This window comes from Tolumonas osonensis (assembly GCF_014202415.1).
Lineage (GTDB): Bacteria > Pseudomonadota > Gammaproteobacteria > Enterobacterales > Aeromonadaceae > Tolumonas > Tolumonas osonensis.
Map to the genome: position 1 here is coordinate 387,180 of NZ_JACHGR010000002.1, position 14,934 is coordinate 402,113.

General features: G+C 46.6%; 14 protein-coding genes and 1 pseudogene. 9 read left to right on the forward strand and 6 right to left on the reverse strand.

All coding sequences use genetic code 11. The features are described 5' to 3' along the window. Positions 1-74: 74 nt before the first annotated feature. The 6 genes and pseudogenes from HNR75_RS04295 to HNR75_RS04315 all read left to right on the forward strand — a co-directional run bounded on the left by HNR75_RS04295 (position 75) and on the right by HNR75_RS04315 (position 4,737). Positions 75-587 (forward strand): winged helix DNA-binding protein, encoded by a 513-nt coding sequence (locus HNR75_RS04295; protein ID WP_188025784.1) that lies wholly within the window; start codon positions 75-77, stop codon positions 585-587. 180 nt (positions 588-767) lie between these two features. Then, the gene (locus tag HNR75_RS04300; protein ID WP_188025785.1) at positions 768-1,589 is read left to right on the forward strand and encodes a transporter substrate-binding domain-containing protein; all 822 of its coding nucleotides are present in this window, start codon (positions 768-770) and stop codon (positions 1,587-1,589) included. A 55-nt stretch (positions 1,590-1,644) separates the two neighbouring features. Continuing rightward, positions 1,645-2,289: pseudogene (locus tag HNR75_RS15645) on the forward strand (amino acid ABC transporter permease); the annotation flags it as partial. A 135-nt stretch (positions 2,290-2,424) separates the two neighbouring features. Then, complete coding sequence (locus HNR75_RS15650; RefSeq protein ID WP_425506759.1) at positions 2,425-3,207, forward strand: amino acid ABC transporter ATP-binding protein; 783 nt, start codon at positions 2,425-2,427, stop codon at positions 3,205-3,207. Next, positions 3,191-3,862 (forward strand): GntR family transcriptional regulator, encoded by a 672-nt coding sequence (locus HNR75_RS04310; protein ID WP_188025787.1) that lies wholly within the window; start codon positions 3,191-3,193, stop codon positions 3,860-3,862. Before HNR75_RS15650 ends, HNR75_RS04310 begins: the two co-directional genes overlap by 17 nt. 2 nt (positions 3,863-3,864) lie before the next feature. Next, entirely contained in the window at positions 3,865-4,737 is an 873-nt protein-coding gene (locus tag HNR75_RS04315; protein ID WP_188025788.1) for an urea carboxylase-associated family protein, read from the forward strand. Positions 4,738-4,967: 230 nt separating this feature from the next. On the opposite strand, the gene HNR75_RS04320 is transcribed toward HNR75_RS04315, so the two are convergent. Both HNR75_RS04320 and HNR75_RS04325 read right to left on the reverse strand, forming a co-directional pair. Next, positions 4,968-5,465 (reverse strand): cyclophilin-like fold protein, encoded by a 498-nt coding sequence (locus tag HNR75_RS04320; protein WP_223157755.1) that lies wholly within the window; start codon positions 5,463-5,465, stop codon positions 4,968-4,970. Between the two features lie 24 nt (positions 5,466-5,489). After that, positions 5,490-6,392, reverse strand: coding sequence for an aldo/keto reductase (locus HNR75_RS04325; RefSeq protein ID WP_223157756.1), 903 nt, complete (start codon positions 6,390-6,392; stop codon positions 5,490-5,492). Positions 6,393-6,768: 376 nt separating this feature from the next. Between HNR75_RS04325 and HNR75_RS04330 the strand changes: the two genes are divergently transcribed. Together HNR75_RS04330 and HNR75_RS04335 are read left to right on the forward strand one after the other, a co-directional pair. Continuing rightward, positions 6,769-7,659 (forward strand): LysR family transcriptional regulator, encoded by an 891-nt coding sequence (locus HNR75_RS04330; protein ID WP_188025789.1) that lies wholly within the window; start codon positions 6,769-6,771, stop codon positions 7,657-7,659. A 145-nt stretch (positions 7,660-7,804) separates the two neighbouring features. Beyond that, on the forward strand, positions 7,805-9,223 hold the full coding sequence (locus tag HNR75_RS04335) for a glycoside hydrolase family 1 protein (RefSeq protein ID WP_188025790.1): 1,419 nt from the start codon (positions 7,805-7,807) through the stop codon (positions 9,221-9,223). A 192-nt stretch (positions 9,224-9,415) separates the two neighbouring features. Here HNR75_RS04335 and HNR75_RS04340 read toward each other — a convergent pair whose 3' ends face one another. From HNR75_RS04340 to HNR75_RS04355, 4 genes are all read right to left on the reverse strand, one after another. Continuing rightward, positions 9,416-10,141 (reverse strand): sugar-binding transcriptional regulator, encoded by a 726-nt coding sequence (locus HNR75_RS04340; protein WP_343043244.1) that lies wholly within the window; start codon positions 10,139-10,141, stop codon positions 9,416-9,418. 104 nt (positions 10,142-10,245) lie between these two features. Then, positions 10,246-10,485 carry a hypothetical protein gene (locus HNR75_RS04345; protein ID WP_188025791.1) on the reverse strand — a complete coding sequence of 80 codons (240 nt, stop codon included), beginning with the start codon at positions 10,483-10,485 and terminating at the stop codon, positions 10,246-10,248. Positions 10,486-10,501: 16 nt separating this feature from the next. Beyond that, entirely contained in the window at positions 10,502-10,936 is a 435-nt protein-coding gene (gene gspG, locus HNR75_RS04350) for a type II secretion system major pseudopilin GspG (RefSeq protein WP_188025792.1), read from the reverse strand. A 177-nt stretch (positions 10,937-11,113) separates the two neighbouring features. After that, a complete protein-coding gene (locus HNR75_RS04355; protein ID WP_246358725.1) occupies positions 11,114-13,558 on the reverse strand; it encodes a beta-glucosidase in 2,445 nt (814 codons plus the stop codon). Between the two features lie 320 nt (positions 13,559-13,878). Between HNR75_RS04355 and HNR75_RS04360 the strand changes: the two genes are divergently transcribed. Then, positions 13,879-14,907, forward strand: a complete 1,029-nt coding sequence (locus HNR75_RS04360; RefSeq protein WP_188025793.1) for a helix-turn-helix domain-containing protein — start codon at positions 13,879-13,881, stop codon at positions 14,905-14,907. Positions 14,908-14,934 lie beyond the last annotated feature (27 nt).

Sequence of the window (14,934 nt, forward strand, 5' to 3'; positions counted from 1 at the left end):
CCCGGCCAAAAATCACAAACACATCGGTTTCTGACCGGTGGTGATACACTGAAAGCAAAACGGAAGGAGTCGTTATGTCCGATCAATCCATCAAAATTGTCTCTTCGTCACATCTGGTATCCGAACGGGCCGGAGAGCTTTCTGAATTCGAATTTGGCCTGACGGTGCTGAACAATGCATTCAATCGCTGGATGGTACGTTGTATGTCGGCGGCGGGTGAAAAAGAGATGACTGGACTAGAAGTTCAGTTAATTCATCATGTTACGCACCGAAAAACCGCAAAAAAACTCGCTGATATCTGCTTTGTGCTGAATATTGAAGATACGCATATTGCTTCGTACGCACTGAAAAAACTGGTGAAAATGGGTTATCTCGCCAGCGAGAAGATAGGAAAAGAAGTCTATTTCTCTGCCACCGAAGATGGTATCGCCCTGTGTGAACGTTACCGGGAAGTACGCGAACGTTGTTTGATCGAAATATTGCTTGAAACCGGGATCAGTAACGAAGAGATCGGTAACACAGCACAGCTTTTGCGTATGCTGGCCGGGGTCTATGATCAGGCAGCGCGTGCCGGCGCCTCACTATAAACGCCCCACCCAAGCTCATTTGCACCTTATTGGTGCAATAATCCCCCACTAAATTTGTTCAAATCGCCGTGAGATGCGCTCAATCCATCTCACCGGCTTATTTTTTCTCATTATTTTAAACATGGCACTTTTATTGATATCTGATTGTTGAACAATCTTAATCACGTAGGGAGTTTTGCCATGAAAGGAATGAACATCGCGAAAAAAGTGGGATTAACGCTAACTGCATTCGGTCTGCTTACTGTCTGGAACCAGTCAGCACAAGCTATGGAAATACTGAAAATCGGTACCGACCTGACTTATCCTCCCTACAACTATCTGGAGGGAAAAGAGGCTGCCGGGTTCGATGCGGAATTTATGCGCTTAGTTGCGAAACAGTTAAGCGCTGAGCCGCAATTCATGGATACCCGCTTCGCCAACCTGATCATGGGTGTAAACCTGAAGAAATTTGATGTGATTGCTTCCACTCTGTATGTCACACCAGAACGCGCTAAACAGATCGAATACATTCCTTACATGAAAACCGGCGGTGTACTGCTGGCACTGAAAGACGGTAGTTTCAAACCACAAAAACCGGAAGATCTGTGCGGTAAAAAAATCAGTTCGATTCAGGGTGCAGCCTGGATCAGCAAACTGAAAACCGTATCTGAAACCTACTGTGCCAAACAAGGTCTGGCAGCCATTGATGTGCGCGAATTTCCAACCTCCCCGGAAGCCAGTCAGGCCGTACTCTCTCACGCAGTTGATGCCCAGTTTGAAGATGCCGGTGTTGCCAGAGCAGCAGCGGATAAATCCGGCAAGCTGATACTGACCAGCGACATCATTTATCCGGTTGTGGTCGGTTTGGCGGTGAAAAAAGGTAACAACACACTGGTTACTGAACTGAAAACCGCAATTCAGAAAGTCGAAGCTACCGCAGATTTCAAATCACTGCTGACAAAATACAGCGTTGCTACTCCTGATGATGCCGAAATCAACGCCGCACTGAACGGCACACTCTGATTATCTCATGATTAAAGCCCCTCTGCTGAGGGGCTGAAAAAGAAGGAGTATACGCATGGAATTTGACTGGCCCTATCTGCTCAGCCTGTTTCAGACTCAGGATTTCTGGGAAGCCTCTCTGCTGGTTGTCGAACTCAGTGTCGCCACCTGGCTGGGTGGCATTATTTTCGGCATGGTACTGGCTTTGGCCAAGCAAGCCCATTACCGTCCGCTGAGCTGGCTGGCTGGCAGCTATATCTGGCTGTTCCGCAGCCTGCCCTTGCTGGTACTGATTATCTTCATTTATAACGTACCGCAGTTTTTCCCGGCCAGTGCCGACGTGCTGTCATCCCCGTTTACAGCCGGTTTACTGGCGATGATCCTGAGCGAATCAGCCTATATTGCCGAAATCCACCGCGGCGGCCTGCTATCCGTCCATAAAGGACAAACCGAAGCCGGACGTGCGTTAGGTATGCGTTTTATCGGCATTCACCGTCTGATCATCATTCCGCAGGCCATCAAGATAGCCCTGCCTTCACTGGCGAATGAGTTCGTGACCATCGTTAAGCTGACTTCTCTGGTTTCAGTCATTTCACTGGCCGAGATCCTGATGGTCGGCCAGCGTCTCTATACCCAGAATTTTAAGGTGATGGAAACTCTGCTGGCCGTTGCCTGCTATTACGTGCTGATCGTCACCGTCTTTGACCGTCTGATTGTCTGGCTGGAACATCATTTTGATGTCAGCAAACGCATTGCTGCGCCCACCTCAGAAAATGATATTGCTCTGGCTCATGCCATTTCAGTAACACCTCCAGTAAAAGCACAAAGAACAGCACCGTCTGAACACAGTAAACCGATTCTGTCTGCTATTGATGTTCGTAAATCGTATGGCAGTAAAGAAGTACTGAAGGGCATTGATCTGCAGGTCCGCCCCGGAGAGGTTATTTCCGTCATTGGCCCGTCCGGTTCTGGTAAAACCACGCTGATTCGTACCATGAACGGCATGGAAATGCTTACAGAAGGACAGATCCGGATGAATGACAAACCGTTCCTGCATCCAACTTCTCATGGTCGCCCGGACGAGCATTACTACAACCATATCGATCGCATCGGCATGGTATTTCAGGGGTTCTATCTGTTTCCGCATAAAACAGCGCTGGAAAACGTCATGCTGGCCCCAACGTATCACCATCGCGGTTCCGGAGAGGATATCCGTCAGCTGGCACTTGCGCTGCTCGATAAGGTTGGCCTGCTCGCCCATGCACATCAATATCCGCATCAGCTTTCCGGTGGCCAGCAGCAGCGCGTGGCCATTGCCCGGGCACTGGCGATGAAACCCGCCATCATGCTGTTTGATGAACCCACCTCTGCACTGGATCCGGAACTGGTCGGTGAAGTGCTGAAGGTTATCGAAGATCTGGCCAATGAAGGCATGACCATGGTGATTGTCACTCATGAAATGCAGTTTGCGTTCAAGGTATCCGACCGGGTGATTTTTATGGAACAGGGTCAGATCAGCGCAGCCGGCACCCCAGTGCAATTGCGTAACTCAGACAATGAACGTTTATGCCGTTTTCTGGCAAGCCAGCAACATGCTCTGAATCAACTGGAGTTAGAACCAAATGTCACTGCAGCCTGAACTGACTCAATATGACAGCCTGCCCGCGTTTGAACGGGTGGCCAGCCTGCTGCGCGATGAACTGATAGCCGGTCAGTTACATGCCGGGCAAACACTGGTGGAAATGGATCTGGCTGAGCGCTTCGATGCATCTCGTAATACCGTTCGCGAAGCTTTACGGCAGCTCTTGTGTGAAGGACTGGTGACCTATCAGCGCAACAAGGGTGTTACGGTACGTGTGATGGCACGAACTGATATTAAAGACATCTACATCATTCGTCGTACGCTGGAATTACAAGCCATTAACGGTGGACGTTATATCAAACAGGAAGCGCTCGCCCGCATGCTCAATGCCATTGAAACAGTAGAAGCTGCAGCCCGTGATGACGACTGGGCCACTGCAGCCACCTACAGTCTGCGTTTCCATCAAGCCATCGTCTCTATTCTCGGCAGCCGCCGGTTCGACAGTTTTTTTGCCAGCATCATGGCTCAGTTGCGTTTGCTATTTGCATCCGCACCGGATGAAAAATTCTTCCAACAACCCTGGGTTGAACGCGACCGCACCATTTATCAATTTCTGCAAGCAGGCCAACGTGACAACGCCGAGCAATTGCTCTCTCACTATCTAGACGATTCGGAACAGGCCTTACTCAGACTGTTCGCAAATAAGGAGTAATCATGACCAAATTCTATCCGGCCGCATATCAGGCCAACAAAGGTTCCGCTCTCGATGTGAACCGCGACTTCTACCAGAAAATTGCCGATACCACCGGTAAACGGGAACTGATTCAGTCGATTCATGTGCCGATCCGCACCGGTCAGGCTTGGGTAGTCCCAGCCGGACACGTCTTCCGCATTGTCGCTAAAGAAGGTGCACAGGTGGGCGATCTGAACATGTGGAATCTGCACAACCCACGTGAGCGCATGTGGGCCTCCCGTACCCGCCAGTTACAGGGAGCACACGTTTCTACCTTTGATCGTCTGTGGTCCAATCTGCCATTCCTGCGCCCTATCGCGACCATCACCGCTGACAGTCTGGCTGATTATGGTGTCGATGAGCACGGCGGACGTGTGCATGATCTGCTAGGCACCCGCTGCGACCCGTATGTCAACAAACTGCTGACCGGCGAGGATTTCGACTTTCATTGTCACTCTAACCTGACCCGTGCAGTAATGCCCTACGGTCTGACTGAATTTGACGTGCACGATGTACTGAACGTATTCCAGTGCACAGGCCTCAACAGTGATGACATGTATTTCATGAAAGCCTGCCCGGCCAAGAAAGGCGATTATTTGGAGTTCTTTGCCGAGATCGATCTGCTGTGTGCTATTTCAACCTGCCCCGGTGGCGACCTATCCGTTCATTTGTGGGGACCGGAAGCGGAGGATCCATTGAAAGTATGTCGTCCGTTGGGCATTGAAATTTACAAACTTGATGACAGTTTGCTGGATGGTTGGGAGCAGCCGAAATCGCCGGATTACAAAGGCAACCACGGCATGCCATTCCCGAAATGGGAAGATCAGCCGGGTGCGAATAAAGGCAGTTGCTAATTATCCCGAACGCAGACAGGGAAAAGATGTCATTCCGTGCCGAAAGAACTAGAGGAATGTCAACAATGATAATGCGAGATTGGGAGCAACCGAAATCACCGGATTACAAAGGCAACCACGGCATGCCATTCCCAAAATGAGAAGATCAGCCGATTAACAAAACTCATACACTGTTCAGAGGGCAGCATTATTCCGGATTCCGGCATAATGTCTGCCCTCAAATTATTCTGTTACTGTGTTAATTCAATCGTGATTGGCGCGTCATCCGGAATATCACGCAGCTCACTGATACTGGCATGAATGCGTCCTAGCGGTACCTTTCCCGGCCAGTAACCAATTGGTCCGTAATAGATGGCGATCCACTGCCCCGGTTCATAATACCCAACCTCAGGAATCTCAGGCTCATCACCATGGGGGGCTCCTTCCATAGAAAGCCCTTTGGGTAACCGGATCATTTTCTCATCGTACCCTGGGTATTTATTCACTGTCAGCGTAAAAGGGAGCCTGTTAATCATGTCTCTGGCTGTTGGGTTATCATATAAATCAACAGTAAACACTTTGCCACCGACATGAATTGCCACCTGATGCTGACTTAATTTGCGTAGTTGGTTGTGCACAATGGTTTCCTTTTCTGTGTTCAGCACACTTGCGGCTTGTGCCACATTCAGACAAGCGGTGTATGCCAAGGTTAAAGCAGCCAGAAATGGCATTCTGATTTTTTTGTTCATCCGTATCTCCATCTCTGCACAGGATTAATTTTGAGCCACACAGGTGCCATCAGCCTGCATTTTTCCGCCAAATACCGGGAACAGACTTGCATCGCCGTAATTCTTAATCCGTTCGACTTTTTTCAGTGTTTCCATATCTGCAGCTGAAATCTCAAAATCAATGTTTGCATTACTGCGCATATGCACAGGATTCGCTGTTTTAGGCAGGGGTAACATGCCAAGTTGCAGACAATAGCGGATGCAAAGCTGTGGCACCGTGACACCATAAGTCTCTGCCATCACCATAATCACTGGATTGTTTAATATCGCGCCATGTGCAATCGGTGAATATGCTTCCACCAGAATGCCGTTGCTTTGCGAATATTCGATCACATCAAATGGGGTATTACTGATATGCGCTAATATTTGATTCACCATCGGTTTCACTGTTCCGTGGGTCAGCAGGTTATCCAGATCAACTGCTTCAAAATTAGACACCCCGATTGCACGCAGTTTTCCTGCACTGTAGGCATCTTCCAGAGCACGCCAGACTTCGAGATTTCCTTCAAAGAAATGTTCTCCGTTCCGGAACTCCATCCAGGGCTGAGGGCTATGGATCAGCATCAAATCGAGATAATCAAGTCCCATATCCATTAACGATCCGTCGATAGCTTTTTTAGCTTCTGCATATGTTTTATAGCCAGCCTGCAATTTACTGGTCACTAAAATCTCATTGCGCGCCACGCCACAACGTCTGACACCGTCGCCAATCCCTTTTTCATTTCCGTACCCCTGGGCAGAATCAAAGTGACGATAGCCGATCTCCACTGCGTCTTTCACCGCTTGCGCTGCCTGACGATCATCAATCATCCATGTACCAAGCCCAAGTTTCGGGATCGTGACAGCGTTTGATAGTGTGAAGGTTTGTTCAAGAATCATTTGCTTCATGGTTTTCTCCTCAAGAATAAATTAAGCAGCCATTGTCCGTGCTGTCATGTACGTCAGATAAGCGGAAAGAAGCAGTAAGCCAGCGCTGGCAATGAAAGCGCTCTGATAACCCCACTGGTCAAACAACATGCCGCCTACAATTGATCCACTGTCCTGCCATTCCTTCCGTGACCTGAAGATCTGTCGCCATCGGCGTTAACAGGCTGACAGGTAAAAACTCAGATGCTACCAACGCGAAAGACTGAATGAATATTGATAGAGATTGGGCTGAGTGACTATCAGCCAATTCTTCACGAAGCTATAAGAAAAACTAATTAATCTCTGCTGTAGAATGATTAAACTGAAATAAAACCCTCAGCTGGAATGCTTCAATTCTATGGCCAGAAACAACTTAAATGATCTGCAAGCCTTTATCATGATTGCCCGCGAAGGGAGCTTTACCCGTGCTGCAAGTGCGCTTGGTGTCACGCAGTCGGCATTGAGTCAGGCGATCAAAACGCTGGAAGAACGATTGGGGATCAGATTACTTACCCGAACAACGCGAAGCGTCTCGCTCACGGAAGCCGGAGAACATCTATTTGCCTCTATTGGTCATCGTTTTGATGAAATCGAAGCCGAATTAGATGCCTTATCTGCCCTGCGTGATAAACCAGCCGGACAGGTTCGCATCACGACCGGTGAGAATGCGATGCGCTCTGTTTTGTTGCCGAAACTGATGCCCTTAATGCACCAGTATCCGGATGTTCGTATCGAGTTTGATGTCAGCTACGGATTTCGTGATATTGTCGCCGATCGTTTCGATGCAGGGGTTCGCCTTGGTACCAGCATCGATAAAGACATGATTGCAGTGCCTATTGGCCCGCCTATCCGAATGGCGGCAGCTGCATCAGCCGCGTATTTTGAAAAACATCCGATACCACAGGTTCCGGGCGATCTCACCAGTCATCGCTGTATTAACCTGCGTCTGCCAACACATGGCGGACTTTACGTGTGGAATTTTGAAAAAGATGGCAAAGAGGTTAATGTTCGGGTTGATGGGCAGGTCACGTTCAACACGACACCCCATATCGTTGATGCTGCCTTAGATGGCCTCGGTATCGCCTATTTATTGGAAGATGATCTACTGCCGCACATTGAGAGTAGCAAGCTGATCAGAATTCTTGAAGATTGGTGCCCACCGTTTCCCGGTTATCACCTTTATTATCCCAGCCGCCGACAACCAACACCCGCTTTCACGTTAGTGTTGGATGCATTAAAACGAAAATGACAAAAACAGATGCCATAAATCGGCATAACTCACATTTTTAAAAACAAAATGAAACCGGTTACTGAAACCGATTTCATGGCTTGCTATGCTCAGCCCATCAACATAGTCATTCTTATCTCTGGTCAACACACAAAAGGGCTAACAGATGCATCACAAGAAATTAAAACCGTTTCCTAAAAACTTCCTTTGGGGCGCCTCAACTTCAGCTTATCAGGTAGAAGGTGCAAGCCTGACTCACGGTAAAGGGCCTTCCTGTCAGGACGTGAAAGAATTACCACCAGGAACCAGTGGCTTAGATGTTTGTGCTGACCACTATCACCGTTACAAAGAAGATGTCGCGTTAATGGCTGAGATGGGCTTTAAAGTCTATCGTTTCTCCATTTCCTGGTCACGTCTGTTACCTGAAGGCACAGGCCGCATCAACCAGGAAGGGATTGATTTCTACAACAACCTGATCGATGAATGCTTAAAACATGACATCATCCCGTTAGTGACGATGTTCCACTTCGACATGCCTGCAGCATTAGATGCGCGTGGTTCCTGGTCAAACCCTGAATCTGTTGACTGGTTTGTTGAATTTGCCAAGCTGATGTATGAAAGCTACGGCGACCGCGTGAAATACTGGCTGACCATCAACGAACAGAACATGCTGACGTTAGTGGGCCCGCTTATCGGCACGCTGCATATTCCTGAAGGTTGCACCAACGAAATCAAAGAGATCTATCAGCAAAACCATCACATGCTGGTTGCTCAGGCCAAAGCCATGGCGTTATGCCACGAAATGGTAGAAGGCGGTAAAATCGGTCCGGCACCGAATATCTCTCTGGTCTACCCTGCTTCTTGCAAACCGGAAGATGTCATTGCATCGCAAAACACCAACGCCATCAGAAACTGGCTGTATCTGGATATGTCTGTTTACGGTGTTTATAACAATCTGGTTTGGGCCTATCTTGAAGAAAACGATGCGACACCGACTTTCGCCCCAGGTGATGAAGAAGCGCTGAAGAATGGTAATCCTGACTTCATCGGCTTCAACTATTACAACACCATGACGGTTGAACATTACGCGATGGATGATCAAGAAGAGCAAACTGCAGGTTCAGATCAGCAGCATCAACGTGGTGAAAAAGGCTTCTATAAAGGGTTCCGTAACCCGAACTTACCGACCACCGAATTTGGCTGGGAGATCGATCCAGTTGGTTTCAGATCAACCGTTCGTGAAATGTATTCACGTTACCGCCTGCCATTGATCGTGACTGAGAACGGATTGGGTGCTTATGACACCTTAACTGAAGATGGCAAGATCCACGACGCTTACCGCATCGAATATCTGCGTAAACATCTTGAACAGATTCAGTTAGCGATTACCGATGGGGTTGAGATGATGGGTTACTGCCCATGGTCAGCGATTGATCTGGTTTCTACCCATGAAGGCATCGTGAAACGTTACGGATTTATCTATGTCGATCGTGAAGAGTTTGATTTAAAAACCCTGAACCGTTATCGCAAAGATTCATTCTTCTGGTACAAAGATGTGATCGCCTCAAACGGTGAAAAAATGTAAGAAGTTTATAAGCAATCTGAGGCTTTCCTGAGTACAGGAAAGCCTCGATATAGATTGAAATGCGAACTACACATCGATCGCGGCATGATGTCCCTGATATACCGCGGTCGTGATGGTGGAGACTTTGACGCAATCGCCAAATCGTGCAGAAAAGTACCATTATGCGGGAAAAAAGCATTCTGACTGACCGCGTTAACGCAGTAACGCTTCTGCCGTAAACCGATCGGTGATCAAGACATCGACATAACCACCTATTAATGCGCCTTTGATCGCCACACTCTTTTCGAGGCTACCCGCCAATGCGACAACACGCGGGCATTTTTTAACCAGTTCGAGCGGCATACCGATCACCGGATCTTCTTCTTCAGTTAATACCGGTTCACCATTTTCGTTATAGTAGTGCAGACAGATGTCGCCGACCGCACCGCGCTGAGCCAGTGTGCCCAGCATTTCCCCATGATAATAGTTGCCTGAACTGCGCAATAATTCAGAAGGTTCCAGCATGCCGATACCGACAATGGCCAGATCAACTTCTTTGAATTGATCAACCACGCCCGAGACTTCCTGGGTTGCCATTAAGCGTTTTTTATCATCGATAGAACGCTCAATACTCTGTGACGGAAGTAAAGAAGGTGAACAGTTCAGCATATTGGCCAGTGAATGCGTTAACAGTGTGGCCTGTACGTTCCCATTCGGACCAACCCCACCCAGCAACTGGATAACTCCCCGGGCTTTCACATTCAGTGGATGCATATTATCGACCATGGCCGTGATCGTGCCGCTCCAGGCGGATACACCAACCAGATCATTTGGCCGCAATGATGTTTGCAAGTAATGCGCAGCCGCTGATCCAATCGCCTGTTTGATCTGGTTCTCGTCCGGATTATCCGGCACATCAACGACAATAGCCTGTGTGATGTTGTAGCGTTACTGGGTTGACCCGGTAGTGCTGAATCAAATCTGAACTTCACAGACAAAAACCACGTCCAATGGGCGTGGTTTTCAACATGATTCGTACTCCATCAAGCCTTAATGGCATGAAGTTCGTTTATAAAAAAATAATACTGGTTCCCCACCTTATAAGCGCGAGGAGAGGCAAATCCGTTCAGCTTCCCGGTTTTTAATATAGACTCTTTTAATTCCCGGACTGAAATACCAAGAAACCGGGCCGCCTCACGGGACTCAACGATATAATCCTCATGATTTTCGATACTGCTTTTAAATTTATTCAGTAGCCATCCTTTGGACATTCTGTAAATCATACACGTCTCCATGCGATCACCCGGCGGTTTTATCCTGATTCCAGTTACCGATATCGTCCTCAGTACCTGCTTCTCCATCCGGCCCCATGGAAAACACGTCCAGCTTGCCATGCTCACCCGGGCTGAGGAGCTGATAATCGTTCTGCCAGGGATCAGCCGGTAACCGTTTGATATATCCGCCATCTTTATAATTGCGAGGAACCGGATCACTGTCAGGTTTATTCACCAAGGCCTGCATGCCCTGGTCGGTGGTCGGATAACGCGTGTTATCCAGCTTGTACATATCCAGAGCATTTTCGAGCGCAACAATATCACTCACCGCTTTCTGATGATCAGCCTGCTCTTTATTCCCCATCAGATTAGGTACAACCAGACTGGCCAGAATGCCAAGAATTACAATAACCACCATAATTTCAAGCAGAGTAAAACCGCGTTGCTGTCTGTTTTTCATGTATTAATGACTTCCTGATTAATAAAAAGCGGATTTACTGTAATACAAACCCATATCCCAAGCCTTTGCATAAGGGGGCAGATATTTATCATCCGGGTGTAATATTCGTATTTGTGCTAATGATCACATGCCCAGTTATGGATTGAGAACGACATAACGCCGTCCTCATTTTCACTATTACTCGGAAACAGTCACAAAATCAGATGCCGCAACACCACTTGGCAACGCCAGAGCGCCAGGCGTGGTATTACTCACCACAATCTCTTTACTCACGGTAAAGCTGACTGGCTCTACACCAGAGATATCCGAAGAGTTGCTGATATATGCCTGATAGGTACCCGGTTCTACGATCCACTGGTTGTTATCTGGATCGAAGCTGGCCAGTAACTTGGCAGGAATATTGAAACTCAGTTTCTCAGATGCTCCCGCATCAAGTTCGCTGGTTTTATCAAACGCTTTCAGCTCTATGGTTGGTTTTTTCAACTTCACTTCCGGCGCATTAATATAGACCTGAGCCACTTCCTTGCCTGCGATACTGCCGGTGTTGCTCACCGTTGCTGTCAGCGTAATACTGCCATTAGCGCCTTTATCAAGTGTATTGGCTGAAACTGCAGAATCACTGATGCTGAACGTGGTGTATGACAATCCATATCCAAAAGGATAAGCGACTGGTTTGTTGAAGGAATTGTAATAACGGTAGCCGACATAGATGTCATCGTTGTAGTAATTGGTATCGACTCTGCCGTCACCATTGGTATCAACGCCCGGGAAAGTGCCAGACGAAGGAACATCCACATAGCTGGCCGGGAATGTCTGGGTCAGTTTACCGCTTGGATTGGTATCACCGGATAAGATTTCGGCAATCGCATCCCCCGCTTCCTGACCTGGCATATAAGCCAGCAATATGCCGTCGACCTTATCCTGCCAGGCAGTGGTATCCATGACACCGGCGGTGTTCAGTACCACAATCACTTTTTTGTTCTGATTGTGAAACGCAGTCGACACATTATTAATCAACTCGCTTTCAGCAGCAGAAAGCAAATAATCACCAGCCGTATTTGTACGATCGACACCTTGTGAGGAATTACGACCAATACTGATCACTGCAACATCATTATTATCAGCAGCCGTGTTAATTTGTTCTAAGGTCATCTCCGTAGAATCAGGTTCCCGGCAACTGATGATGGTTGATATACCACCAAAATTAGTGGATGTTTTATTTGCTGCAAAGAAATCGTTATAGAAATTATCAAGCGTTGAATCAATCGCGAACTGGCTGGATAACCCTTTCATAATGTTGATAGTATAAGCGGCATTCACATCGCCACTACCGCCACCACCTTTCAGTGTATTCACCGCTGCAATACCAAAAGGCGCGACTTTATCTGAACGGCTGATTGGCAGACTATTGTCCGTATTTTTCAGCAGCACCATACCTTCTTTGGCGGCTTCTTTTGAAAGGATTGCATGCATATTCAAATCCGGATTATTGTCAGGAATATAATTCTGGTTTGATGGTGTTTTCAAAACCTGTGTCAGAATACGGACAGTACTTTGTTTAATATCACCAGAACTCAATATTCCGGATGAATACCCCTCTTTCAATGCGGTTAATGCATCGCCAAAACCATAAGGTAATCCTCGTCCGCCGGGTTCAATCAAATCATTACCCGATTTAATCATATCGACATAACTGCCATCTCCCGAAAACCAGTCACTCATGACAAAACCTTCATAGCCCCATTCATTGCGTAATACCGAGGTATTCAGATCTTTCCATTGTCCGGTGTACGTGCTATTCACTTTATTCATAGCCGTCATAACAGCCCAAGGATGAGCATGTTCGGCGGCATATTCATAGCCACGCAGATAAATTTCACGAATAGCGCGTGGAGAAATAACGTTGTTGACTATATTCCGGGATGTTTCCCCGTTATTGGCAATAAAGTGTTTAATGGTCGTACCAACGCCTTCCGCTTGGGCACCATTTACTTCCGCTGCCGCCATGACACCTGAAATTAATGGATCTTCTGAAAAATATTCAAAATTACGGCCATTTAATGGGTTACGCTGAATATTCATGCCCGGAGCAAGCCAGAAGTCCAAGCCATATTCCTTCACTTCATTACCAATTGCTTTTCCGACTTCCTGTACCAGTTCAGGGTTCCATGTTGAACCCAATAGTATGCCGACAGGAAAAGCTGTGCCATAGAAGGTTCCTGATTCACCGGAACGTGTTGAGTTGATCCGGACACCCGCAGGCCCATCTGCTAGCTTGGTAGCGGCAATATCGATACCCGTTGCAGCGTTATAGACCCCGTTGATATAGCCAACCGTACCCGGTACATCAGATTTAAGATTAACCAAGACATCATAGTTCACACCAAAACCTGCACTGGTGAGAGAATATCCTGGGCCAGCCAGCATATTTAATTGTTCTTCGGTCGTCATTTTGGAGACTAATGACTCCGCCATAGCCTTATAATAAGCATTATCTTTAACCGGTGTTGACGATGTGGATTTATTGTCATCATTATTACAACCTGATATGGATGCAAATAACACCGCACATACAGCCATCGCTACTACACTTGGCCTTGTATTATTCGGTTTCGTCATCATATATTATTCCTTTGAATTTCATATAATTGCGGGCAAACCAATAAATATGCTTTATTGGCCTTTCTGATGGCAGTCCGTAAAAATACGGTATGTGCAAGTTACAGCAGAATTAAAACTTCGTCTTTTGCATGGCGGTGAATGTTTTTGCCTGCGGGGGATATATGGCGAAACATTGAAGTTCTCACATATTTACACTTTATTACATAAAAATATAATGTGACCACCATCACGAAATCCATGCACTATAGATCATTCGCGATATTTAATATGAAAAAGTAGGCATGTTGATTGATAGAGAAAAAAGACCCATCTGAGATAATATGATAAAAAGCATTTCGAATTTAATAATTGCTAAAACAAACAGTGCCTTGTATGACGCGGGACTGAACACATCAGAATTATTGAAAAAGAGTGGGATTAGCGATTACGAAATTGAAACGCCAGGCGTGAGGCTATCTGAAAATCAGTATTATTCCTTTATCGATCATGGGTCACAATATCTTGAGACCTGGAGTGAGAAAACGATTGAATTTATTACAAGTCAGAATAGTATCGACTTCTCATATGCATTATTCCCTCAACTGGCCAGTCTTTGCCTGAATGAAAAATCAGCATATGATGCTCTGCTGGCTTATATAAATCACAGGGTTATCATTGGTAATGTTGAAGAAATTATTGTTTCAGTAAAACCTGATGAAACCAAAATAGAAATCATCGACTTTAGCCCTAACAAGATAAATATGTCTTCTCTGATTGGTGTACTGGTTTATTTGTACTCTCTTGTTAAAATGTACCACGCAGATGCCGAGATAAAAACAGGATTGGCAACCAATAAACATAAAGACTTACTGGTGAGTTTTTTTGGTGGAAACTGTATATTCAATCAGGATAGCAACTACATTATCGTTAAAAATCAACATCTGTTTAGTAAAAATTCAAATTTCAATCCATTCCTGTATAAATACCAAAAAGCAGAGATCGAACGCGAGACAACATCTTTATTATCCAAGAGTTCATTCATGGATATGGTAATTGTCTTAATCGAAAAGGCAATGGCCGCCCGCGATATAGAGACAGAAAACAGCATTCTGGAATATGTCTGTAATCACCTCAGAATCAGCCGATGGACGCTTAATCAAAAGCTGAAGTTTGAAGATATGAATTTCTCCCTGCTTTTGAGAAAAGTACGTCTTAAAAAGGCGTGTGAGATGCTTTCAACAACAAACATGAATATGCAGGAAGTCAGCGATAGTCTGCTTTTTTCTTCCCAGTCTGTCTTTTCCAGGTTCTTCAGCTCAAATATTGGCGAGTCACCGGTTTCATTCCGGAAAAAACACCGGGGTATATGAGATAAGCCCGGCTAAACCGGGCTTATT

Bases quoted from the DNA above. Each gene is read 5' to 3' on its own strand.
- HNR75_RS04295 (WP_188025784.1), top strand. From the start codon at position 75: ATGTCCGATCAATCCATCAAAATTGTCTCTTCGTCACATCTGGTATCC.
- HNR75_RS04300 (WP_188025785.1), top strand. From the start codon at position 768: ATGAAAGGAATGAACATCGCGAAAAAAGTGGGATTAACGCTAACTGCA.
- HNR75_RS04310 (WP_188025787.1), top strand. From the start codon at position 3,191: ATGTCACTGCAGCCTGAACTGACTCAATATGACAGCCTGCCCGCGTTT.
- HNR75_RS04315 (WP_188025788.1), top strand. From the start codon at position 3,865: ATGACCAAATTCTATCCGGCCGCATATCAGGCCAACAAAGGTTCCGCT.
- HNR75_RS04320 (WP_223157755.1), bottom strand. From the start codon at position 5,465: ATGAACAAAAAAATCAGAATGCCATTTCTGGCTGCTTTAACCTTGGCA.
- HNR75_RS04325 (WP_223157756.1), bottom strand. From the start codon at position 6,392: ATGAAGCAAATGATTCTTGAACAAACCTTCACACTATCAAACGCTGTC.
- HNR75_RS04330 (WP_188025789.1), top strand. From the start codon at position 6,769: ATGGCCAGAAACAACTTAAATGATCTGCAAGCCTTTATCATGATTGCC.
- HNR75_RS04335 (WP_188025790.1), top strand. From the start codon at position 7,805: ATGCATCACAAGAAATTAAAACCGTTTCCTAAAAACTTCCTTTGGGGC.
- HNR75_RS04345 (WP_188025791.1), bottom strand. From the start codon at position 10,485: ATGATTTACAGAATGTCCAAAGGATGGCTACTGAATAAATTTAAAAGC.
- gspG (WP_188025792.1), bottom strand. From the start codon at position 10,936: ATGAAAAACAGACAGCAACGCGGTTTTACTCTGCTTGAAATTATGGTG.
- HNR75_RS04355 (WP_246358725.1), bottom strand. From the start codon at position 13,558: ATGATGACGAAACCGAATAATACAAGGCCAAGTGTAGTAGCGATGGCT.
- HNR75_RS04360 (WP_188025793.1), top strand. From the start codon at position 13,879: ATGATAAAAAGCATTTCGAATTTAATAATTGCTAAAACAAACAGTGCC.